This window comes from Vibrio sp. HS-50-1, from assembly GCF_024747315.1.
Classification (GTDB): domain Bacteria; phylum Pseudomonadota; class Gammaproteobacteria; order Enterobacterales; family Vibrionaceae; genus Vibrio; species Vibrio diabolicus.
This window is the reverse complement of record NZ_JAMPZF010000001.1, coordinates 182,351-203,485: the sequence shown is the minus strand read 5'-3', so window position 1 is coordinate 203,485 and position 21,135 is coordinate 182,351. Positions and strand designations below refer to the sequence as shown.

The window sequence follows — 21,135 nt, the reverse complement described above, 5'->3', positions numbered from 1 at the left end:
TACTCAACGTGAATATGCGAGGAGTAGGGTGGCAAGAGTGTTGAATTCGATGTGTCTCACGCCAATGCTGCACTCGACCTTCAACGATCTACTCACATTGCTTGAGGATAAATGATTGGTAATGAATAAAATGTAACCAAACCTTCCTTAGCAGCTGTGAACTATAGCAGTGCGCGTGGCTATCAGCAATCTGCTTTCACGCAAACGATAGAAAATTTGCCGCTAAACTCAAAATTTCTAATTTATAACTGGCTGTTTCATAAGCAATTGAGATGTGCAAACTGATCAAGACAGAAAACAAATTGAGAACTCGATTGAGAGTTTTAATAATTTAAACAAAAGCTTGGCGAAATTTAGACCAGTTTGTACTATCAAGTGTTTCTTTTACGACAAGAATAATGTGAAGTCGCGCGAAATTGAGTTTACAATACCGCCCATGAGCGAAATAAGAACAAAAGTCCAGTTCGTCGACATTGACGAAGATATGGCGGGTCAGCGCATTGATAATTTTTTGCGCAACCAATTAAAAGACATCCCTAAAAGCATGATTTACCGAATCGTGCGTAAGGGCGAAGTACGTGTAAATAAAAAGCGTATAAAAGCAGAGTACAAGTTAAAAGCAGGCGATCTCGTTCGTATTCCACCGGTGACAGTCGAGAAAAAAGATGACGATGTCGCGCCAAGTACGAAACTAAACAAAGTCGCAGAGTTGGAAGATATGATCATCTTCGAAGATGATCATATGTTGATTCTAAACAAACCATCTGGTACCGCTGTGCATGGTGGCAGTGGCTTAAAGTTTGGCGCGATTGAAGCGCTTAGAGCTCTTCGTCCTCAAGCTCGCTTTCTTGAACTTGTGCATCGTATTGACCGTGATACTTCAGGTATCTTGCTGGTTGCTAAGAAGCGTTCTGCACTTCGTCACTTGCAAGCCCAGTTTCGTGAAAAGACAGTGAAGAAGTTTTACTTAGCTCTTGTCATGGGACAATGGAAAAGCAGTTGTAAGGTTGTGAACGCGCCACTGCTTAAAAACGAAGTGAACAGTATTGTTCGTGTTAACCCTAACGGTAAGCCGTCTGAAACGCGTTTTAAGATTTTGGAAAAGTTTGAACAAGCAACATTGATTCAAGCGAGTCCGATTACTGGTCGAACTCACCAAATCCGAGTTCATACGCAATACACTGGTCACCCAATCGCTTGGGATGATCGCTACGGTGATCGTCGCTTTGATGCTTACACAGGTCAAGTTGGTTTAGATCGTTTGTTCCTACACGCGGCGAACATCAAGTTCCAACACCCATCAAATGATGAGTGGATGGAAATCAACGCACCGATGGAACCGAAGCTAGAAAAAGTGTTGGCGGGTTTAAGAAACGCGTAACCATGTTTTCCTCGCGGACATAAAAAGGGAGCCTGTGGCTCCCTTTTATAGTCTTTGGATTAAAGGACATCGAGTCCCTGAACATGCAACATATCAATCAAATCAATCAGTGGTAGCCCGACAAGTGTATTCGGATCTTTACCCACTAATTTGTTAAACAAACAAATTCCCATTCCTTCGCTTTTAAAGCTGCCTGCGCAGTAAAAAGGTTCTTCCCTGTCGACGTAGCGTTCGATTTGTTCAAGCGTCAAATCTCTAAAGTGTACTTCGAAAGAATCAAAGCCGACTTCTGTATGGTTTGTGACGGTGTTATGTACCGCAAGACCGGTATAGAACGTGATGACTTTTCCACTTTGAGACAAAAGTTGATTTATTGCGTTGTCTCTATTTAAAGGCTTGCCAACGATTTCACCATTAATGACACAAACCTGGTCACTGCCGATAACTAAACTTGCTTTATCCGTCTGGCAAGATGTTGCTTTCTCTTGGGCCAATCTTTGCACCAGTTCAAGAGGCCTTTCCTGGTCAAACGGTGTTTCATCGCAATCAGGTGATAAACAAATGAACGGTAGTGAAAGCTTTTCAAGCAGTTGTTTACGAAAAGGGGAGGTTGAAGCTAAAACCAGTTGGTAATTTTTCATTTTGAATTACAATTCGTGGGAGCATTTCCAATAGGATAATCGATCAAAAATGATTCTGGCTAATGCTCTGTATGTTAAGCGTAAAAAAGTACAACTTTTTTGCCTTTTTCTTTGACTAATTTTGATTTGGAAGATAATATTCGCGCCCTATGCAAAAGGTAAAAATACCGCGAACGGTTGACCCAGCTAAAGCTGCACAGAAACGATTGGATTACGATGGCATCATCCAAGCTAGTCTTTTCAAGCGCTTAGTGGAAACAACTGAAGGCGTAAAACGCGACGCAGAAGTCTCATTGTCATTTGGGATGGATGAACAGCGACTCGTTGTTATCTCTGGTAAAGCTAACATCGAAGTCGATTTAGAGTGTCAGCGTTGTAATGAGGTATTCGCACATGAGTGCGAAGTTGAATTCCTTTCTACTCCTTACTATGGTGAGAAAACGGAACAGGAAGCACCAGAAATTTATGATTTGGTAGATCTAAATGAATATGGTGAATTAGACCTTATACAACTGGTTGAAGACGAGTTCATCTTAGCATTACCTCAAATTGCGATGCACGATGAAGCGGATTGTAGCGTTGATTCAAATAACATGGTTTTTGGTGAGATTCCTGAAGAAATTGAGGAAGAAAAACCGAATCCATTCGACGTTTTGAAAAGTCTGAAAAAGTAATAGGTGTGGTAACCGATTCTTCTTCAGGTTTTTAACCCAATAGTATAGGAGTAGGGTCAATGGCCGTACAGAAAAACCGTAAAACTCGTTCTAAGCGCGGTATGCGTCGTTCACACGATGCGCTAACTACAGCTGCTCTATCTGTAGACGCGACTTCTGGTGAAACTCACCTACGCCACAACGTAACTGCTGAAGGTTACTACCGTGGTCAAAAGGTTATCAACAAGTAAGGTTGAACCTTTGCAAAGTATTACCGTTGCACTTGATGCAATGGGCGGGGATTTCGGTCCACGCGTAACAGTGCCTGCCGCCGTGCAGGCACTGTCTCATTTCCCAGAGCTAAAAGTGATTCTTATAGGTGATCAATCTCTGATCACGTCTCAATTATCTCAACTCGGTACCTCGACCAGTTCCCGCTTGACTATTCTTCATAGTGAGAAAGTTATCTCGAACTCAGAAAAACCTTCATTGGCACTACGTAATAGCCAAAATAGTTCCATGCGTATGGCTATCGATTTGGTTTCTGAGCAGAAGGCGGATGCTTGTGTTAGTGGTGGCAACACCGGTGCATTAATGGCACTATCGCGTTTCATTCTTAAGTTACTTCCTGGTATTGAACGTCCTGCTTTAGTTTCAGCTTTACCGACGATTACTGGAAAGCGTACTTGGATGCTAGATCTAGGTGCGAATGTATCGTGCGATGCTGATAGTTTGTTCCAATTTGCTGTAATGGGCAGTGCATTAGCAGAAGAACACTTAGGTTGTCCTCCTCGCGTTGCTGTACTCAACATTGGCGCAGAAGAGATTAAAGGTAACGATTTAGTCAAACGTTGCGCAGAAATGCTTTCTCAGACCGACGCGATTAACTTTGTTGGTTATATTGAAGGTAATCAAATTTTGCATGATGTTGCAGACGTCATTGTATGTGATGGGTTTGTCGGCAACGTATGCTTAAAAGCCAGTGAGGGAACAGCTCAACTTTTTATCGAAAAAATTAAAACCAGTATGATGGCGTCAACGATAAAGGGTTGGATTGCTAGAAAGTTGTTTTCTCGGCTATTTAATGAACTAAAAACACTGAACCCCGACCAGTATAACGGCGCAAGTTTGCTAGGATTGCGCGGCATTGTCATAAAAAGCCATGGAAGTGCGGATGTATCTGCGATTGTCAATGCACTTGGCGAGGCAGTACACGAGGTCAAACGACAAGTACCAAGCCGTATTAGCGATCGTTTGGAAGCGGTTTTACTCGAGAGGCATTATTAGTCTTCATGTATAGCAAAATTTTAGGTACTGGCAGCTACCTGCCATCTCAGGTGCGTACAAACGCAGATCTAGAGAAAATGGTAGATACAAGTGATGAGTGGATCGTTGCTCGCACGGGTATTAAAGAGCGTCGAATTGCTGCAGAAAATGAGACTGTAGCGGACATGGCATTCTACGCAGCTGAAAACGCTATCGATATGGCGGGTATTGATAAAAACGATATCGACCTGATTATCGTAGCCACAACGAGCAGTAGCCATACTTTCCCTTCATCTGCGTGTCAGGTGCAGGCAAAGCTTGGCATTAAAGGTTGTCCAGCTTTTGACTTAGCCGCTGCTTGTTCTGGTTTTGTGTACGCATTATCTGTTGCAGACCAACATATTAAATCGGGTATGTGTAAAAACGTACTTGTTATTGGTTCAGATGCTTTGTCTAAAACGTGTGATCCGACAGACCGTTCAACCATTATCCTATTTGGTGATGGTGCTGGAGCCGTTGTCGTTGGCGCTAGCCAAGAGCCAGGTATTATTTCTACCCACATATACTCGGATGGTCAATTCGGTGAGCTACTAAGCCTACCTGTACCTGAGCGTGGTCAAGATGCTGACAAATGGCTTCATATGGCAGGTAACGAAGTATTCAAAGTCGCTGTCACTCAGTTATCGAAACTAGTAAAAGATACGCTTGAAGCCAACAACATGCATAAGTCTGAACTAGACTGGCTAGTACCGCATCAAGCGAACTATCGAATTATTTCGGCAACAGCGAAAAAGCTTTCAATGTCTTTGGACCAAGTCGTAGTGACATTAGACCGACACGGGAACACTTCTGCGGCGACAGTACCGTCTGCGCTGGATGAAGCTGTGCGCGATGGTCGCATTAAACGCGGGCAGACTTTATTGCTAGAGGCGTTTGGTGGCGGTTTCACTTGGGGCTCTGCTCTGGTGAAGTTCTAAGTTTCACGAGAATTCAAAATTTAAGGTGCACTTGGTGCATCTTATTTCTTTTTACTTTGCTTAAAGGAAAACAACATGAGCAAGTTTGCTATCGTATTTCCAGGTCAAGGTTCTCAAGCTGTAGGTATGCTTGCAGAACTAGGCGAACAATATGACGTAGTAAAACAAACATTTGCAGAAGCATCTGACGCACTAGGTTACGATCTATGGGCGCTTGTTCAAAATGGACCTGCAGAAGATTTAAACGAGACTTTCCGCACTCAACCAGCTTTGCTAGCTTCATCTGTTGCAATCTGGCGTGTATGGCAGGAGCTCGGTTTAGAGCAACCAGCAAACCTAGCCGGTCACAGCCTAGGTGAATACTCAGCACTTGTATGTGCGGGTGTCATTGACTTTAAAGAAGCAATCAAGCTGGTTGAATTACGCGGTAAGCTAATGCAAGAGGCGGTACCAGCAGGTACTGGCGCTATGTACGCGATTATCGGTTTGGCTGATGATGCGATTGCAAAAGCGTGTGAAGACGCAGCGCAAGGTGAAGTGGTCTCTCCAGTAAACTTTAACTCGCCTGGTCAGGTAGTTATCGCGGGTAGCAAAGATGCAGTAGAGCGTGCGGGAGCACTATGTAAAGAAGCTGGTGCGAAACGTGCGCTTCCTCTTCCTGTTTCAGTGCCATCACACTGTGCGCTTATGAAGCCAGCAGCGGAAAAACTTGCAGTAGCTCTTGAGTCTATCGAATTTAACTCACCACAGCTTCCAGTTATCAACAACGTTGATGTGGTCGCTGAGACAGATCCTGCAAAAATCAAAGATGCGCTTGTTCGTCAGCTACATAGCCCAGTTCGCTGGACTGAAACAGTCGAGCTTATGCACGAGCAAGGGGTAGAACAGCTTCTTGAGCTTGGTCCTGGTAAGGTTTTAACAGGTCTAACAAAACGTATCGTGAAAACGCTAACTGCAGCAGCAGTGAATGATGTTGCGTCGCTAGACGCGGCGAAGTAATCCATCAAGCGATAAAACTTGCGATAAGAAAAGGAAACACAACATGATGAATCTAGAAGGTAAGATCGCGCTAGTTACCGGCGCAAGCCGTGGTATTGGCCGCGCGATCGCGGAACTTCTTGTAGAGCGCGGTGCGACGGTTATCGGTACGGCTACTTCTGAAAGTGGCGCTGCTGCTATCAGCGAGTATCTTGGTGATAACGGTAAAGGTCTGGCACTGAACGTGACCGATGTCGAGTCTATCGAAGCGACACTAAAAACGATCAACGAAGAATTTGGTGTGATCGATATTCTGGTGAATAACGCTGGTATTACTCGTGACAACCTATTGATGCGTATGAAAGATGATGAGTGGAACGACATCATCGATACCAACCTAACGCCTATCTACCGCATGTCTAAAGCGGTTTTACGCGGCATGATGAAAAAACGTGCGGGTCGTATCATCAACGTAGGCTCTGTTGTTGGTACCATGGGTAACGCAGGTCAAACTAACTACGCAGCAGCGAAAGCGGGCGTGATTGGTTTTACTAAATCAATGGCTCGTGAAGTTGCGTCTCGTGGTGTAACAGTGAACACTGTTGCCCCTGGTTTCATCGAAACTGACATGACGAAGGCACTAAATGATGAGCAACGTGCGGCAACGTTGTCGAACGTGCCAGCTGGTCGTTTAGGTGACCCACGTGAAATTGCATCAGCAGTAGTTTTCCTTGCTTCTCCTGAAGCAGCGTACATTACTGGTGAAACTTTGCATGTAAATGGTGGCATGTACATGGTTTAATGAGACAGTTTGTGCAAAATAAGCTATTTTACATTGTGAAAAATAGCCTATAGTTGCAGTTAACTGTCATGAACTTGTCATGCTTATGCGCAAGATTTGTGCATGATTTAAGTCAAAAATGTATTGAAATTCGGTTAAATTCGCTAATTTTGTGGTTTGACCAGCAAGGACCCCCTTGCAACTTTCAATAGTTCGAATAAACTACGGAATCATCGCATTAGGCGAAATCTGTAAAGGAAAAGAAAAATGAGCAACATCGAAGAACGCGTAAAGAAAATCATTGTTGAACAGCTAGGTGTAGACGAAGCAGAAGTTAAAAACGAAGCTTCTTTCGTTGACGATCTAGGTGCTGATTCTCTAGACACTGTAGAACTAGTTATGGCTCTAGAAGAGGAATTCGACACTGAGATTCCTGACGAAGAAGCTGAGAAGATCACTACTGTTCAAGCTGCAATCGACTACGTAAACAGCGCTCAGTAATTAGCTCTCCCAGGCGGTCTCCTAGACCGCCTGTGTTCTTTCTAACTTCTTCTATCCTCTCATAGAAATATTCAATTCCCGGAGAATTATATCGTGTCCAAGCGTCGTGTAGTTGTCACTGGCATGGGTATGTTGTCACCGGTAGGCAACACAGTAGAATCATCTTGGAAAGCCCTGCTAGAAGGTCAAAGTGGTATCGTGAATATCGAGCACTTTGATGCTACGAACTTCTCAACTCGTTTTGCAGGTCTTGTTAAAGATTTCGATTGCACAGAGTACATGTCTAAAAAAGATGCTCGTAAGATGGATCTTTTCATCCAGTACGGCATTGCAGCGGGTATTCAAGCTCTTGATAACTCTGGCTTACAAATTACCGAAGAAAATGCGGCTCGAGTTGGTGTTGCTATCGGCTCAGGCATTGGCGGTCTAGATCTGATCGAAACAGGTCACACTGCATTAGTAGAAAAAGGCCCTCGCAAAGTTAGCCCATTTTTTGTTCCTTCGACCATCGTAAATATGGTTGCAGGTAACCTATCTATCATGCGTGGTCTTCGTGGTCCAAATATCGCGATTTCTACAGCATGTACTACTGGCCTACATAACATCGGTCATGCTGCACGAATGATTGCGTACGGCGATGCAGATGCGATGGTTGCTGGTGGCGCAGAAAAAGCGTCTACGCCTCTTGGCATGGCTGGCTTCGGTGCAGCTAAAGCGCTATCTACTCGTAATGACGAACCTCAAAAAGCGTCTCGTCCATGGGATAAAGGCCGTGATGGCTTTGTTCTAGGTGATGGTGCTGGCATGATGGTGCTTGAAGAGTACGAACACGCGAAAGCACGTGGCGCGAAGATTTACGCAGAACTGGTTGGTTTTGGTATGTCTGGTGATGCTTACCACATGACTTCTCCAAGCGAAGATGGCTCTGGTGGTGCACTTGCGATGGAAGCGGCAATGCGTGACGCGAACATCACAGGTACCCAAGTAGGTTATGTGAATGCTCACGGTACATCTACTCCTGCTGGCGACGTTGCAGAAATCAAGGGCGTGAAACGTGCTCTTGGTGAAGAAGGTGCGAAGCAAGTACTTGTATCATCAACTAAGTCTATGACTGGTCACCTATTAGGTGCAGCAGGGTCTGTTGAAGCAATTATCACGGTTATGTCTTTGGTTGACCAAATCGTTCCACCAACGATTAACCTTGATGATCCAGAAGAAGGTCTAGACATTGACCTTGTGCCGCACACTGCGCGCAAAGTTGAAGGTATGGAATACGCTATCTGTAACTCGTTTGGCTTTGGTGGTACAAACGGTTCTTTGATCTTCAAAAAGTTCGCTGAGTAACACTATCTAACCTTATTTAGATAAGCGAAACTTGTATTCTAACGGCTCGATGCTTAGCATTGAGCCGTTTTGTTTTATTTGTTGTCTGCTAATTTGAAGGTAAGCGAATGTTTTGGGTAAATGGAGTTCCACAAACGCATGTAGAACTGGGTGATCGCTCATTCCAATACGGTGATGGAGGTTTTACCACCATTCTGACCCAAAACGGAGAGTTGGTTTACTGGCAAGAACACATTGAGCGTATGAAGTCCTGCCTTGACGTATTGAAGATCTCTTCCCCTGACTGGCAAGTTGTGCGTGATTGGGCAAGCAAAGCGGCTTTATCTGATGCACAAGCTGGGGTGAAAATTCACGTTAGCCGTGGTATTGGTGGGCGAGGGTATAGTCCTAATGGGATTGAAGGCCCTATCGTGACGATCTCCAATTTTGCGTTTCCTTCTCATTACTCTTCTTGGCAAGAAAAAGGCGTGGATTTGGGCGTTTGTGAGACTCGTCTCGGGATTCAACCTTTACTTGCTGGACACAAGCACAACAACCGTTTAGAGCAGATTCTCGCCAAGGCTGAAATCGACGATACCGAGTTTGCAGATGCAATAACGTTAAATGTGCAAAACCATGTCATTGAAACTACAATGGCCAACCTTTTTTGGGTTAAAGGTAATAAAGTATTTACACCGGATCTCACCTTATCTGGCGTTGCGGGCGTAATGCGTCGTAAGGTGCTTGAGTTACTAAAAGTAAGTCATATTGAAGTCATCGAGGGGCGTTTTATACTTCCAGATTTGCTGAGCGCAGACGAAGCTTTCATGTGTAACTCAATATTAGGTGTCGCACCAATTCGAAGCATAGTGGCATCTAACTCTAAGACTATATTTCCGATAGGAAAATTGACTCAACGACTGCAAGGGAATTTAACTACGTGATTAAAAAACTGTTGGCTTTTGTTGTGCTGATCGCAGTGATAGGCGCAGCAGCTGTTTTTTATATAATTTCACAGGCTAAACAATACGTTGAAAGGCCTATTCTATTGGAACAACCTCAGCTGTTTACTGTAGAAAGTGGTACAAGCTTTCATCATGTCATGCGCGCCTTAGTTGAAGATGAGGTAATTGAAACATCGGAGTACATCCGTTTAATACCTCACTTATATCCAGAACTGTTGCAAGTGCGAGCGGGTACTTATCAACTAGAGCCTGGTATGTCGCTTTCGCAAGCATTGGAGCACCTGAATACCGGAAAAGAATACCAGTTTGCGATCACTTTTGTTGAAGGCAGCCGCTTTTCTGAGTGGGTAGAGAAATTGAAAAGTGCTCCTTATTTAGAGCATGACTTAACCGATCTCTCAGAAAAAGACATGGCAGCAAAGTTGGGTATTGAGCGAGAAAAGCTGGAAGGACTGTTTTTAGCAGAAACCTACCATTACACGGCGGGTGCAAGTGAAAGCCAGTTATTAAAACGAGCGCATCGAAAACTCAATAAGATTCTGGATGCTAACTGGGAAGCTCGTCAAGAAAAGCTGCCATTGGAAGACAAATATGAAGCCTTGATTCTGGCGTCTATCATCGAGAAAGAGACGGCCATTGACTCTGAGCGTGAGCGCGTCGCTTCTGTGTTTATCAACCGATTGAACAAACGCATGCGTTTACAAACGGATCCGACGGTTATTTATGGTATGGGTGATGCTTACGACGGAAATATTCGTAAGAAAGATTTGCGCACGCCGACACCATATAACACCTATACCATCAATGGCTTACCTCCAACCCCAATCGCGATGGCAGGTGAAGCCTCTATTGAAGCGGCTTTGAATCCAGAAAGCAGCAACTATTTATATTTCGTAGCAAGTGGAAAGGGCGGACACGTATTTTCGAAATCCCTTGCAGAGCACAATCGTGCTGTTCGAGCCTATTTAAGAGAACTAAGAAAGAACAAATGATGAAAGCAAACTTTATTGTCGTTGAAGGCCTAGAAGGCGCGGGTAAAAGCACTGCGATTAAAACCGTTTTAGATACGCTAAAAGCGGCAGGTATTGAAAATATCGTAAATACTCGTGAGCCAGGAGGCACGCCGCTAGCAGAAAAGATGCGCGCTCTGGTGAAAGAAGAGCATGAAGGCGAAGAACTTAAAGACATGACGGAGTTGCTTCTTCTATATGCTGCACGTGTCCAGTTGGTTGAGAACGTGATCAAACCAGCTTTGGCGAACGGTCAGTGGGTGGTGGGTGACCGCCACGATATGTCGTCGCAGGCTTATCAAGGTGGTGGCCGTCAGATTGACGCGTCGCTAATGAAAAACCTTCGAGACACAACGCTTGGTGACTTTAAACCTGCTTTCACTCTCTATATGGATATCGACCCTCGCGTTGGGCTTGAGCGTGCGCGTGGGCGTGGTGAGCTCGATCGTATCGAGAAGATGGATATCAGCTTCTTTGAACGTACACGAGAGCGTTATTTGGAGATTGCTCATGCTGATCCTTCTATCATTATCATTAACGCTGAGCAGGCGATCGAAGACGTGTCGCGTGATATTCGGGACGCTCTTAACGAGTGGTTAGCTCGTCAATAATAAGTGAAACTTAAATTTAGGTGACTCATGTTAAATGATTATCCATGGTTGCAGCCAGTATGGGATAACCTCAAAGTAGGGCTAGAGTCGGACAGAATACCAGGTGCGCTTTTATTGCAAAGCGAGCAAGGCTTAGGCATCGAAAAACTTATCGAGTTTTTTAGCCAAGCACTTCTTTGCCAAAATTACGCCAGTGAAGCGTGCGGTTTTTGTCATAGCTGTCAATTAAATCAATCACACAACCACCCAGATTTACACTGGATCAAACCAGAAAAAGAAGGAAAAGCGATAACGGTGGACCAAGTTCGAGCTTGCAACCGTCTTGCTCAGGAATCATCACAGCTTAATGGTTATCGCCTATTTGTTATAGAGCCAGCGGACTCTATGAATGAATCGGCATCGAATGCATTGTTAAAAACGCTAGAAGAGCCTGGGGCAAAGTGCTTGTTTTTGCTCGTTACCCACAATCAGGAGCGCCTGCTTCCAACGATTCGTAGCCGTTGCCAACACTGGGTTGTTGCGCCGCCGTCAACGGAACAAGCGATGCAATGGATGCGCGAACAAGGGGCGCAGCAAGTTCCTGCTTACGCCTTAAAACTGAATATGGGCTCTCCGATAAAAACATTGGATGCGTTAAATAATGGCGATCTCGATGCTTACTTGGCTTTTGAGCGCACTTTTATTAAGGCGATGTCTTCTCCTGCCTCAGACATTTCTGAGTGTGCTTCTTTAATGGCTAAACACTCGGAGCAATCACTAGACTGGGCGTGGTATTTACTGACAGACGCTCAGAAAGCGCAGTTTGGTGTATCAGAAGCACAAATGCTTCCTGGCGCTATAAAGTTTCAGCCGAACAACTACAACGGTTTGTACTCATCAGCGAAGGCGCTGATGGACCTCAAAGCTCAGGTGCAAGCCTTTCCTGGTCTAAACCTTGAGCTACTATCAATGAACTGGTTAATTGAATCACGAGAGGTATTATGTTCGTAGATTCTCATTGTCATTTAGACAAATTGAATTACGACGATCTCCACATCAATGTGGAAGACGTTATTAACAAAGCTAAACAAGCAAAGGTAACCGAGCTGATTTCTGTGGGAGTTACGCTGGATTCTTTCCCTAAAATGATGGAAATGATTGAGCCTTATGAGAATGTTTATGCTTCGTGCGGTGTACACCCACTTGATGTTGAAAGCGACTTTTCGATGGACGTGCTACGTCACCACGCATCGAATGAAAAAGTCGTTGCCATTGGTGAAACAGGCTTGGATTATCATTATAAGCCAGAAACGGCAGCGTTACAGAAAGAGCGTTTTGAGCAACACGTTGATCTTGCGGTGGAGCTTAACAAACCTTTAATTATCCATACTAGAAACGCACGTGCGGATACTCTAGATATTTTGCGTAAGGGTGGGGCGGAGAAATGTGGTGGTGTTATCCACTGTTTTACAGAAGATCTTCCATTTGCTGAAGCTGCACTTGAGCTGGGGTTTTATATTTCTATCTCGGGGATTGTCACTTTCCGTCAAGCTACAGAGTTGAAAGAAGTGGTGAAGACTCTACCTCTAGAGAAGCTTCTCATTGAGACAGATTCTCCTTACTTGGCTCCAGTCCCTCACCGAGGTAAAGAGAATCAACCTGCTTATGTTGTCGAGGTGGCTTCTTATATTGCGCAACTCAAATCGTGCTCTCTTTCTGAAGTGGCACAAAAAACCACCGAAAATTTCCGAAATCTTTTTTTGCGATGAAAAATCAATAAGAGCATAAAAAAGGAGCGCATGCTCCTTTTTTGTTGATAAAAACAACAGATATACTCATGAGTTTAATGTTTACTAAAAATGTTGATTTAATAACATTCAAAAATCACAAATGTAATTTTGTTACTAAAAATAACATTGGAGCGTATTTTATTTACGCCTTAAAATTAATTATATAAATAATAAACTCTTTATAAAACAGTAATATAACTGCAATGCAAACCTTTTCATCAGCTGTTTTTGGGTGTGATCCAAGACTTGTTTTGAAACTAAATTTCGTAACTGTGTGGAAAGTTTGAGGGTCATCAATATATATTTAGAGCCGGAAAATATAATGCAGTTGTGGTTACATTTTCATTGGGTGCTAACCTTTAGGCTACGGGGGTGTGCCGTTAGTGCCCAAATAATACTTATAAATTTATCAGGAGCATAAACATGTTTAAGAACCTTTTTGCTAACCTGCAAAAAGTTGGTAAGGCGCTGATGCTTCCAGTATCAGTTTTACCAGTTGCAGGTATTTTATTAGGTGTGGGTGCTGCCCATCTAAGCTTTATTCCAGAGATCGTTTCTAATCTTATGGAACAAGCTGGTGGTTCAGTATTCGGCCAAATGGCACTTCTATTTGCAGTAGGTGTAGCTCTAGGCTTCACTAATAACGACGGTGTTGCTGGTCTTGCAGCAATCGTTGGTTACGGCATCATGACGGCAACGCTAGGTGTAATGGCGGGTGTTATGGGTGTTGAGAAAATCGATACAGGTGTACTAGGTGGTATCCTTGTCGGTGGTGTGGCTGCTTGGGCATTCAACCGTTTCTTCAAAATTCAACTTCCAGAGTATCTTGGCTTCTTCGCTGGTAAGCGTGCAGTGCCTATCATCACTGGTTTTGCAGCGATCATCCTTGGTGTTATCCTTTCTGTAATTTGGCCACCAATTGGCGGTGCAATCTCTGCATTCTCTGATTGGGCTGCGCACCAAAACCCACAACTAGCATTCGGTATCTACGGTGTTGTAGAGCGTTCTCTAATCCCATTCGGCCTACACCACGTATGGAACGTACCGTTCTTCTTCGAAGCTGGTTCTTGTGTTAACGCTGCTGGTGAAGCTCAAAACGGCGTACTAACTTGTTACCTAGTTGCTGATGAAGCATCTCGTGCTGCTGGTAATGGCTTCGGTCAGCTAGCGGGTGGTTACATGTTCAAGATGTTTGGTCTACCAGCTGCAGCAATCGCAATTGCTCACTGTGCTAAACCAGAAAACCGCGCAAAAGTAATGGGTATCATGGCGTCAGCTGCACTGACTTCATTCCTAACTGGTATTACTGAGCCTATCGAATTCTCATTCCTATTCGTTGCTCCACTACTATACGGTATCCACGCTCTACTAGCTGGTTCTGCATACATTGTTTCTAACACTCTGGGCTTTGTACACGGTACTTCTTTCTCTCACGGTCTGATCGACTTCCTAGTTCTATCTGGTAACGCTCAGAAGATGGGTCTAATGATTGCTGTTGGTCTAGTATACGCAGTGATTTACTACGTAGTGTTCCGTGGCGTAATCACAGCACTTGACCTAAAAACTCCTGGTCGTGAAGATGAAACAGAAAGTGCGGCAGCAACTTCTGGCTCTGACATGGGTGGTGAACTGGTTGCAGCGTTCGGTGGTAAAGCTAACATTACTGGTCTAGACGCATGTATCACTCGCCTACGTGTCGCGGTTGCAGATACAGCAGCTGTTGACCAAGACAAACTGAAACAACTTGGCGCTGCTGGTGTTGTAGTTGTTGCAGGTGGTGTACAGGCTATCTTCGGTACTAAGTCTGACAACCTAAAAACTGAAATGGATGAGTGGATCCGTAACCACGGCTAATCACCGTCATTCATAACAATGAATAAAAGGAGGCTTCGGCCTCCTTTTTTAGTTCCTCTCCCATTGCTAAAAGTGCTTTCTGAGTGTGATCCTAAACTCATCTTTACTTTTGCCAGTCTTTTCATACATCGCGCTTACTCATCGTTGACATATTGAAACACCACTATGTTTGAATAGCGCATGATGTTTTTTTAATAATTGATAACGTGTATGAAGAGCAAATTAATTTTATTAGCAGGACTAGTTTCTAGTACCGCAATGGCGGCAAATGAGCCAACGAACTTGTCTGTTGGTATGGCTGTCGATCAACAGTTGAGTGTTGTTGTTGAGTTAGATAATAAGTATCGCGGCATTATAGGTAACGATGGTATGGCGTTTGATTACATCGCTAAACGTGGAACATTCGATCAAAACATGCCTGTGACTTGGTATGTTGGCGTTGGTGGTTGGTATGAATGGGATGATGAGTTTGGCGTGCGTGTGCCTCTCGGTGTGAACTGGGATTTATCACGCGGCTGGGATCTTTATGGTCAAATACACCCAGAGCTAGATCTTTACAAAGGTGCTGACTTACAACTTGGTGGTGCCGTTGGCATCAAATACAGTTTCTAGAATAAAAGAAACATAAAAACGCCGGTAAATACCGGCGTTTTTTGTTTGGAATGCAATACTGCTATTGTTTATCCATGGCTCGCTTGATACAAACGGCTGCGCCGCCCCAAGTGATACCTAAACCAATAACCATCATAATAATTGCGCTGATTGTCATTTCGCTGTCTCCTTGCGATTCACTGCGTTAATCACTAGACCAAAGATAAATAGTGCGGCGATAAGTGCCCAGCCTACAGTTAGATCATAACCACCGTAGCCTTCAGTAAATAAAGCATAAAGCTTAGTCGCTAAGATAATGGCGAGCATAATCGGTGTTACGAAGCGTAAACAGATCTCAAACCATTGACCAATAGAGAAATCAGAGCGCTCATTTACGTAATTACGTACTTCAGGCACGCGTTTCAATAGCCACGCCATCAATACAATCTCAACCAAGCCGCCTACCATAATGCCAACGTTGTTTGCAAAGTGGTCTACTAGGTCTAGCAGCAATAGACCGCCATTTGTTGCGAACGCCATAGAAACCACAAAACCAGTTCCAATTACAACGTTTGCAGCTTTTTTTCGGCTCCACTTTAGCTTATCGATGATGGCGGATGTTACGGCTTCCATGATAGAAATGTGCGAACTTAGACCAGCAACCACCAGTGCAAAGAAGAACAGAGGACCAAGAATATATGGTGCGGGTAATAAGTTAATTGCCGCAGGTAAAGTAACAAAAGCAAGGCCAACGCCTGCAGATACCACTTCTGTTAGCGGTTTACCTTGTTCTTGAGCCATGTAACCCAAGACAGAGAAGATCATAATACCAGCTAGGATGGAGAAGCCACAGTTGATCAACACGGTCATAAACGCGTTATTCGTGATGTCTGATTTTTCTGGCAGATAACTAGAGTAAGCCAGCATGATCGCGAAGCCGATGCTTAGGGTAAAGAAGATCTGACCGTACGCAGCTGCCCATACTTTCACATCCCAAATTTTGCTGAAATCGGGTTCAAACATGTAGTTAACGCCATCCAAAGCTCCTGGCAAGAAAACCATACGTCCGATTAAAAAAATCACCATCAAGAATAGTATTGGCATCATGATTTTAGATGCGCGCTCAATCCCTGATTTCACGCCTTTGGCAATGGCGGTATAAGTAATGGCCCAAGCAATCACCATAGATAAGGCTATCTTCCATTGAATACTGCCTAAGTCTGTTGGTGAGTTATCACCTAACTTTAGGTACTCGCTAAAGAAAAATGCGTTTGTATCGGTTCCCCAACCTTGAGTGAACGACAACCCAAAGTAAGAAATCGACCAACCGATAACTGCAACATAGTAAACGGCGATAACTGCTGCAACACCAACTTGGAACCAGCCAAGCCATTCAAATTTGGAGTGAATTTTCGCTAGCGTTTTGGGTGCCGAGCCTCGGTACTTTTGTCCCATGCTGAACTCAAGGATCATAAATGGAATACCGGCCGTGATCATGGCAAAAATGTAAGGAATAAAAAATGCGCCGCCACCGTTTTCATAGGCCATGTATGGAAAACGCCAAATGTTTCCCAAACCGATAGCAGAACCGACTGCTGCTAAGATGAATCCCGCTCGGGATCCCCATTGTTCTCGCTTCATATTTGACTCCTATACGACTCCCTGAGGAATGAAGCTCTCTCCGTAACATAGTAATATTTGCGCAAACTGTTGGAAGAAAGGACCGCTGTTATCTATCAGCTTTTCTATCCTTAATTCTAGCTTATTATAATTTTCTAGAGCTATATTCTGGTTACTGTGAGAGAAAGTAGATTATTAATCTTAAAGTTTTGATGTGTGTTTGATAAAACTGAAATATTTATCTGTTTTCACTGATCAGACTAACTTCTAATAATACTTAGCGCAATAGAATCTAAATGTTAACTCAGATGCGTTGTCTGGTTTTAATCTTGTTAAATTTGAGTTTGATTGTGGTTTTGTTTGGGGAATTGGTTGGTTGTATGGAATAAATGACTAGAATCCAATAATCTACTTGGTGTTTAAAACTATTTTGATGAACTAGGGCGTACGGCTATCTTTTGCGCACCCCGCTAGAGAATGCTCCGTTACTTTTCTAAGCGATGATGTTTAGATGATATTCTCTATCTGCTTTGTATAGGACTCGCCCAGCACTCTTTGTGGCGAGCCCTACGAAGTGAAGTGTACAAAAAATTAGAAACGGAAACTAAAACCAATATTTGATTGGAATTGGTTCATCCAATCGGTATCGAACTTAATGATGCAGTTTGAGCCGTCATTAGGTAGGGTACAGGCTCCAGAGGTATCGTTATCAACGACCGTTCCTAACCATCTCAGTTGGGCTGTCAACGCAAAGTTCTTTGAAAATTCATATTCCAGCCCTGCAAAAGCGCTCGCCGAAAATCCGTATTTTTTGTCTACCCAATCAACATCGGTGTAAGAGGCTCCCAAGCCAACACCAATATAGGTTTGCCAGTTTTCTGCAACAGGGTAGTACATGCTGCTTTGAAATTGCAGGTAATGGATGTCTGCCGAATTTGATAACTTTTCAAGTTCTGTTGATTGGTTGGAGTAAAATAATCCAATTCTTCCTTTCTCAAAAGGCGTCTCGATTGAAAGTGCGTAGTTCACTGCGGGATCGAGGTCGTATGTATTGCCACCTTCGTCTTCTACTTGACCGCCACCTGTATAGCCTATGAATGGAGTAACGATAATATTGGCTTGTGCACTTACCGCGGTGCTGAGCAGTATGCTTCCTACCAGCCAGCTGAGTTTTTGGTTCATGTCCTATCTCCTTATTATGACTAAGCTAATTGTGATGGGTTAGTCAAAATTGCGCGACTAAATTAAGCAAATCTTGAACATATTTCACACCGGTGTTATTAATTTGTTACATATTAAGGAGGTGTTTATGGAACACGATCTAAAATCCGCATTAATCATCGTGGTGACTGTTTTTGCAGTACTTTTGTCGTTTGGCATCATTGCGATTACAACGGCCTAAGATAACTACTTTTACCAAACGTTTTAACAAAATGGCGTGAGCCTATGATACGTAACAGCGGTATAATCACAGAAAGCCACACTGAGCTTGATGTCAAAGTTTATGAGCATTTCAGGCACGGAAAAACTGCTTTAGTCACGCAAGGTGGAGGGCAGAGAGGGATTTTTACCGCTGGCGTATTAGACGCATTTTTACTTTCCAACTTTGATCCTTTCGATGAATTCTACGGTACCTCTGCTGGGGCACTCAATTTATGCTCTTACTTATGTCGTCAACACGGTATGGGCAAAGCTTTTATTACCGAACTGACAACGTCTCCTGAGTTTTTTAATCTGTTTCGTTATATTCGAAAACAGCAGTACTTGGGTTTAGAGTGGGCGTTAGAGCGGATTCAAGATTTCCCTTACAAGCTTGATCTTGATTTAGGCCGCAGTGCACTAGGAGGGCGAGGTGCGTTTGCAGCGGTAACAAATGTGGAGACGCTATCGGATCAATATTTACCAATCTTGGGTGACACGTGGTTTAACACCATGTTAGCAACATGCGCGATTCCTAAGTTGTACCACGGACCTGTCGACGTTAATGGCAATAAGTTTGTTGATGGTGGTGTGTCGGCTTCTATCCCTGTTCAAGAAGCGTGGCGTCAGAATGCTCGCAACATTATTGTCATCCGAACAGAACCGTTCTCGGAGATTGAAGCGAGAGCGCAAAGTGAAGTAGGGGATGTGCCTGTCGAGTGGTATCGAGAGTCTATTAATTCGGTGCAGCAATCATGGCAGCAAAAAGTGAATCGATGGAAGTTGGATTGGGCTTCGTTCTTCCAACAAAAAATTAATGCCGCCCATCAATCGAAGCTTGCCGGAAAAATGCTATTGAATGGAGGCCGTTGGTTGTTCGGTGCTGATAATTTGTATCGTTTAAGCCATTTAATCGGTGAGAATTTTGACTCAGGTTTAGCCGACATGCTGATGATTCACTATCAAACATTTGAGCTCACTCAGGCCTTTATATCTGCTCCACCTGACGATACTTTCATTTTACAAATCGCGCCTAAAGAGGGGCTTCGTTCTTCTTCTTTGTTAAGTGACCAAGAATCACTAGAGCATGATTATCAACTCGGACTTCAGGCGGGGTTTAATCTGGTTCAACTCTATGACCAACTGAATATTGAAATTGATGGCAGAGAGAGTGCATAACCTTTTGTATTAACGACATAAGCTAAATACAAAGTGAAGTGTAAATAAATGAGGCTCCGTTTTCGGAGCCTCATTCGTGTGCGTACCTAATCTCTGTGGTTAATAGGGTTAGGTATAAAGGTTATGCTTGCAGAATTCTCATGCAGTTGGTTGAACCAACGACATCCATTACATCGCCTTGAGTGATCATGACTAAATCACCCTTGTGCAAGAACCCTTGTTCTTTAAGGCTGGCAATCGCAGCTTGAGCTGTCGGTAAACCTGCATCACTTTTTGACTCGAAATATACCGGTGTCACGCCTCGGTATAGTGCAGCTCGATTGAGCGTTGATTCATTACGTGATAAGGCAAATATTGGTAAGCCAGAGCTTAAGCGAGACATCATCAACGCAGTCCTGCCAGATTCTGTTAACGAGATCATCGCTTTAATTCCTTCCATGTGATTCGCAGAGTACATGGTTGCCATTGCGATGGTTTCTTCAGCGGTTTCGAAGGTGCGATCTAAGCGATAAGTGGATAGGCTTGCCTCAGACATTTTTTCTGCGCCCACACATACCTCGGCCATGGATTTGACCGTTTCTACAGGGTATTTACCTGCTGCGGTCTCTCCAGACAGCATCACGGCGTCAGTGCCGTCTAGAACCGCATTGGCCACGTCCATCACTTCAGCACGCGTCGGCATCGGGCTAGTAATCATGGACTCCATCATTTGTGTCGCAGTAATCACGATGCGGTTTAAGCTGCGTGCGCGGCGAATCAGCTTTTTCTGGACGCCAATAAGTTCAGGATCGCCGATTTCTACCCCCAGATCGCCACGCGCTACCATCACCACATCGGATGCGAGAATAATATCGTCAATAGACTCATTGGTCGCGACGGTTTCTGCTCGTTCGACTTTGGCCACCAGCATGGCTTCGAGGCCCGCATCTCTGGCTAGGCGTCGAGCATAATGCATGTCTTCGCCGTTACGTGGGAACGAAATAGCAAGGTAGTCCACTTGAATTTCTGCGGCGGTAAGAATGTCGGCTTCATCTTTCTCTGTGAGCGCATCGGCTGACAGTCCGCCGCCTTTTTTGTTGATACCTTTATTATTAGATAGTGGGCCACCAACAATCACACGGGTATGCACTTTATTGCCTTCGACGCTGGTGACTTGCAGTTGAACGCGTCCATCATCGAGTAACAGAATGTCGTTTGGTGACACATCTTGCGGCAGTTCTTTATAATCTAGCCCTACGGACTCTTGGTTGCCTTCACCTTTTGGTAAATCACTGTCTAATGTGAATTTATCGCCCACATTTAACATGACTTGGCCGTCTTTAAAGGTCGATACGCGGATTTTAGGGCCTTGCAAGTCGCCGAGGATAGCAACTTGACGCCCAAGCTTTGCCGCAATAGTACGGACTTTTTTGGCGCGTTGAATGTGGTCTTCACTGGTTCCATGTGAGAAATTCATACGGACAACGTTTGCACCGGCTTTGATGATCTCCTCAAGTACATTGTCCTTATCCGTTGAAGGACCAAGCGTGGTGACAATTTTTGTTCGTCTTAGTTTGGAAGTCATAGATTCTCCGATGAATGTATGTGTAAAGGTAACTTGAACTCTATCCTTACTT

At 44.0% G+C, this 21,135-nt stretch carries 23 protein-coding genes; 18 read left to right on the top strand and 5 right to left on the bottom strand.

Annotated features, from left to right (window positions below; all coding sequences use genetic code 11):
* Nucleotides 1-436 precede the first annotated feature (436 nt).
* Nucleotides 437-1,381 (top strand): 23S rRNA pseudouridine(955/2504/2580) synthase RluC, encoded by a 945-nt coding sequence (gene rluC / locus NDJ01_RS00895; protein WP_005396975.1) that lies wholly within the window; start codon nucleotides 437-439, stop codon nucleotides 1,379-1,381.
* A 59-nt stretch (nucleotides 1,382-1,440) separates the two neighbouring features.
* Here rluC and NDJ01_RS00890 read toward each other — a convergent pair whose 3' ends face one another.
* Nucleotides 1,441-2,022 (bottom strand): nucleoside triphosphate pyrophosphatase, encoded by a 582-nt coding sequence (locus tag NDJ01_RS00890; RefSeq protein ID WP_145532880.1) that lies wholly within the window; start codon nucleotides 2,020-2,022, stop codon nucleotides 1,441-1,443.
* Nucleotides 2,023-2,171: 149 nt separating this feature from the next.
* Here NDJ01_RS00890 and yceD point away from each other — a divergent pair, with 149 nt between their 5' ends.
* The 15 genes from yceD to NDJ01_RS00815 all read left to right on the top strand — a co-directional run bounded on the left by yceD (nucleotide 2,172) and on the right by NDJ01_RS00815 (nucleotide 15,322).
* The gene (gene yceD / locus NDJ01_RS00885; RefSeq protein ID WP_005387307.1) at nucleotides 2,172-2,696 is read left to right on the top strand and encodes a 23S rRNA accumulation protein YceD; all 525 of its coding nucleotides are present in this window, start codon (nucleotides 2,172-2,174) and stop codon (nucleotides 2,694-2,696) included.
* A 59-nt stretch (nucleotides 2,697-2,755) separates the two neighbouring features.
* Entirely contained in the window at nucleotides 2,756-2,926 is a 171-nt protein-coding gene (rpmF, locus tag NDJ01_RS00880) for a 50S ribosomal protein L32 (protein ID WP_005396978.1), read from the top strand.
* 10 nt (nucleotides 2,927-2,936) lie between these two features.
* Nucleotides 2,937-3,962 carry a phosphate acyltransferase PlsX gene (gene plsX / locus NDJ01_RS00875; protein ID WP_012841590.1) on the top strand — a complete coding sequence of 342 codons (1,026 nt, stop codon included), beginning with the start codon at nucleotides 2,937-2,939 and terminating at the stop codon, nucleotides 3,960-3,962.
* A gap of 5 nt (nucleotides 3,963-3,967) precedes the next feature.
* Nucleotides 3,968-4,918 carry a beta-ketoacyl-ACP synthase III gene (locus tag NDJ01_RS00870; RefSeq protein ID WP_005396980.1) on the top strand — a complete coding sequence of 317 codons (951 nt, stop codon included), beginning with the start codon at nucleotides 3,968-3,970 and terminating at the stop codon, nucleotides 4,916-4,918.
* Nucleotides 4,919-4,993: 75 nt separating this feature from the next.
* Nucleotides 4,994-5,917, top strand: a complete 924-nt coding sequence (gene fabD / locus NDJ01_RS00865; protein ID WP_012841591.1) for an ACP S-malonyltransferase — start codon at nucleotides 4,994-4,996, stop codon at nucleotides 5,915-5,917.
* Between the two features lie 46 nt (nucleotides 5,918-5,963).
* Complete coding sequence (gene fabG / locus NDJ01_RS00860; protein ID WP_031780596.1) at nucleotides 5,964-6,698, top strand: 3-oxoacyl-ACP reductase FabG; 735 nt, start codon at nucleotides 5,964-5,966, stop codon at nucleotides 6,696-6,698.
* 246 nt (nucleotides 6,699-6,944) lie between these two features.
* Nucleotides 6,945-7,178, top strand: coding sequence for an acyl carrier protein (acpP, locus tag NDJ01_RS00855; protein WP_004406112.1), 234 nt, complete (start codon nucleotides 6,945-6,947; stop codon nucleotides 7,176-7,178).
* 93 nt (nucleotides 7,179-7,271) lie between these two features.
* Nucleotides 7,272-8,522 (top strand): beta-ketoacyl-ACP synthase II, encoded by a 1,251-nt coding sequence (gene fabF, locus NDJ01_RS00850; protein ID WP_005396984.1) that lies wholly within the window; start codon nucleotides 7,272-7,274, stop codon nucleotides 8,520-8,522.
* A 107-nt stretch (nucleotides 8,523-8,629) separates the two neighbouring features.
* The gene (pabC, locus tag NDJ01_RS00845; RefSeq protein WP_170902938.1) at nucleotides 8,630-9,445 is read left to right on the top strand and encodes an aminodeoxychorismate lyase; all 816 of its coding nucleotides are present in this window, start codon (nucleotides 8,630-8,632) and stop codon (nucleotides 9,443-9,445) included.
* Nucleotides 9,442-10,458, top strand: coding sequence for an endolytic transglycosylase MltG (gene mltG / locus NDJ01_RS00840; protein ID WP_258586092.1), 1,017 nt, complete (start codon nucleotides 9,442-9,444; stop codon nucleotides 10,456-10,458). Before pabC ends, mltG begins: the two co-directional genes overlap by 4 nt.
* Nucleotides 10,455-11,087: a dTMP kinase gene (tmk, locus tag NDJ01_RS00835; RefSeq protein WP_031780597.1), complete on the top strand. Its 633-nt coding sequence runs from the start codon at nucleotides 10,455-10,457 to the stop codon at nucleotides 11,085-11,087. Before mltG ends, tmk begins: the two co-directional genes overlap by 4 nt.
* A 27-nt stretch (nucleotides 11,088-11,114) precedes the next feature.
* Nucleotides 11,115-12,077: a DNA polymerase III subunit delta' gene (locus NDJ01_RS00830; protein ID WP_046874426.1), complete on the top strand. Its 963-nt coding sequence runs from the start codon at nucleotides 11,115-11,117 to the stop codon at nucleotides 12,075-12,077.
* A complete protein-coding gene (locus NDJ01_RS00825) occupies nucleotides 12,068-12,835 on the top strand; it encodes a TatD family hydrolase (protein ID WP_258586091.1) in 768 nt (255 codons plus the stop codon). The genes NDJ01_RS00830 and NDJ01_RS00825 overlap by 10 nt, the downstream gene beginning before the upstream one ends.
* Nucleotides 12,836-13,279: 444 nt before the next feature.
* A complete protein-coding gene (ptsG, locus tag NDJ01_RS00820; RefSeq protein WP_006743155.1) occupies nucleotides 13,280-14,710 on the top strand; it encodes a PTS glucose transporter subunit IIBC in 1,431 nt (476 codons plus the stop codon).
* A 210-nt stretch (nucleotides 14,711-14,920) separates the two neighbouring features.
* Entirely contained in the window at nucleotides 14,921-15,322 is a 402-nt protein-coding gene (locus NDJ01_RS00815; RefSeq protein WP_005396996.1) for a hypothetical protein, read from the top strand.
* Nucleotides 15,323-15,383: 61 nt separating this feature from the next.
* On the opposite strand, the gene NDJ01_RS00810 is transcribed toward NDJ01_RS00815, so the two are convergent.
* The 3 genes from NDJ01_RS00810 to NDJ01_RS00800 form a co-directional block, all read right to left on the bottom strand.
* Nucleotides 15,384-15,479, bottom strand: coding sequence for a MetS family NSS transporter small subunit (locus NDJ01_RS00810; protein ID WP_005372963.1), 96 nt, complete (start codon nucleotides 15,477-15,479; stop codon nucleotides 15,384-15,386).
* The gene (locus NDJ01_RS00805) at nucleotides 15,476-16,942 is read right to left on the bottom strand and encodes a sodium-dependent transporter (protein ID WP_005398219.1); all 1,467 of its coding nucleotides are present in this window, start codon (nucleotides 16,940-16,942) and stop codon (nucleotides 15,476-15,478) included. Before NDJ01_RS00805 ends, NDJ01_RS00810 begins: the two co-directional genes overlap by 4 nt.
* A 570-nt stretch (nucleotides 16,943-17,512) precedes the next feature.
* Nucleotides 17,513-18,103, bottom strand: coding sequence for an outer membrane beta-barrel protein (locus tag NDJ01_RS00800; RefSeq protein WP_047010036.1), 591 nt, complete (start codon nucleotides 18,101-18,103; stop codon nucleotides 17,513-17,515).
* Between the two features lie 127 nt (nucleotides 18,104-18,230).
* Between NDJ01_RS00800 and NDJ01_RS00795 the strand changes: the two genes are divergently transcribed.
* Together NDJ01_RS00795 and NDJ01_RS00790 are read left to right on the top strand one after the other, a co-directional pair.
* Nucleotides 18,231-18,323 carry a YnhF family membrane protein gene (locus NDJ01_RS00795; protein WP_005372970.1) on the top strand — a complete coding sequence of 31 codons (93 nt, stop codon included), beginning with the start codon at nucleotides 18,231-18,233 and terminating at the stop codon, nucleotides 18,321-18,323.
* A 44-nt stretch (nucleotides 18,324-18,367) separates the two neighbouring features.
* Nucleotides 18,368-19,519 carry a patatin family protein gene (locus NDJ01_RS00790; RefSeq protein ID WP_005398215.1) on the top strand — a complete coding sequence of 384 codons (1,152 nt, stop codon included), beginning with the start codon at nucleotides 18,368-18,370 and terminating at the stop codon, nucleotides 19,517-19,519.
* A 121-nt stretch (nucleotides 19,520-19,640) separates the two neighbouring features.
* Here the strand turns inward: NDJ01_RS00790 and pyk are convergent, their stop codons facing one another.
* A complete protein-coding gene (pyk, locus tag NDJ01_RS00785; RefSeq protein ID WP_258586090.1) occupies nucleotides 19,641-21,083 on the bottom strand; it encodes a pyruvate kinase in 1,443 nt (480 codons plus the stop codon).
* Nucleotides 21,084-21,135 lie beyond the last annotated feature (52 nt).

What these genes read in the sequence shown, in the direction of transcription:
- acpP (WP_004406112.1), top strand. Translation starts at nt 6,945, where the DNA reads ATGAGCAACATCGAAGAACGCGTAAAGAAAATCATTGTTGAACAGCTA.
- pyk (WP_258586090.1), bottom strand. Translation starts at nt 21,083, where the DNA reads ATGACTTCCAAACTAAGACGAACAAAAATTGTCACCACGCTTGGTCCT.
- ptsG (WP_006743155.1), top strand. Translation starts at nt 13,280, where the DNA reads ATGTTTAAGAACCTTTTTGCTAACCTGCAAAAAGTTGGTAAGGCGCTG.
- NDJ01_RS00890 (WP_145532880.1), bottom strand. Translation starts at nt 2,022, where the DNA reads ATGAAAAATTACCAACTGGTTTTAGCTTCAACCTCCCCTTTTCGTAAA.
- NDJ01_RS00870 (WP_005396980.1), top strand. Translation starts at nt 3,968, where the DNA reads ATGTATAGCAAAATTTTAGGTACTGGCAGCTACCTGCCATCTCAGGTG.
- NDJ01_RS00830 (WP_046874426.1), top strand. Translation starts at nt 11,115, where the DNA reads ATGTTAAATGATTATCCATGGTTGCAGCCAGTATGGGATAACCTCAAA.
- NDJ01_RS00815 (WP_005396996.1), top strand. Translation starts at nt 14,921, where the DNA reads ATGAAGAGCAAATTAATTTTATTAGCAGGACTAGTTTCTAGTACCGCA.
- tmk (WP_031780597.1), top strand. Translation starts at nt 10,455, where the DNA reads ATGATGAAAGCAAACTTTATTGTCGTTGAAGGCCTAGAAGGCGCGGGT.
- rpmF (WP_005396978.1), top strand. Translation starts at nt 2,756, where the DNA reads ATGGCCGTACAGAAAAACCGTAAAACTCGTTCTAAGCGCGGTATGCGT.
- fabG (WP_031780596.1), top strand. Translation starts at nt 5,964, where the DNA reads ATGAATCTAGAAGGTAAGATCGCGCTAGTTACCGGCGCAAGCCGTGGT.
- rluC (WP_005396975.1), top strand. Translation starts at nt 437, where the DNA reads ATGAGCGAAATAAGAACAAAAGTCCAGTTCGTCGACATTGACGAAGAT.
- NDJ01_RS00795 (WP_005372970.1), top strand. Translation starts at nt 18,231, where the DNA reads ATGGAACACGATCTAAAATCCGCATTAATCATCGTGGTGACTGTTTTT.
- NDJ01_RS00800 (WP_047010036.1), bottom strand. Translation starts at nt 18,103, where the DNA reads ATGAACCAAAAACTCAGCTGGCTGGTAGGAAGCATACTGCTCAGCACC.
- NDJ01_RS00810 (WP_005372963.1), bottom strand. Translation starts at nt 15,479, where the DNA reads ATGACAATCAGCGCAATTATTATGATGGTTATTGGTTTAGGTATCACT.
- NDJ01_RS00805 (WP_005398219.1), bottom strand. Translation starts at nt 16,942, where the DNA reads ATGAAGCGAGAACAATGGGGATCCCGAGCGGGATTCATCTTAGCAGCA.
- NDJ01_RS00790 (WP_005398215.1), top strand. Translation starts at nt 18,368, where the DNA reads ATGATACGTAACAGCGGTATAATCACAGAAAGCCACACTGAGCTTGAT.
- pabC (WP_170902938.1), top strand. Translation starts at nt 8,630, where the DNA reads ATGTTTTGGGTAAATGGAGTTCCACAAACGCATGTAGAACTGGGTGAT.
- fabD (WP_012841591.1), top strand. Translation starts at nt 4,994, where the DNA reads ATGAGCAAGTTTGCTATCGTATTTCCAGGTCAAGGTTCTCAAGCTGTA.
- yceD (WP_005387307.1), top strand. Translation starts at nt 2,172, where the DNA reads ATGCAAAAGGTAAAAATACCGCGAACGGTTGACCCAGCTAAAGCTGCA.
- NDJ01_RS00825 (WP_258586091.1), top strand. Translation starts at nt 12,068, where the DNA reads ATGTTCGTAGATTCTCATTGTCATTTAGACAAATTGAATTACGACGAT.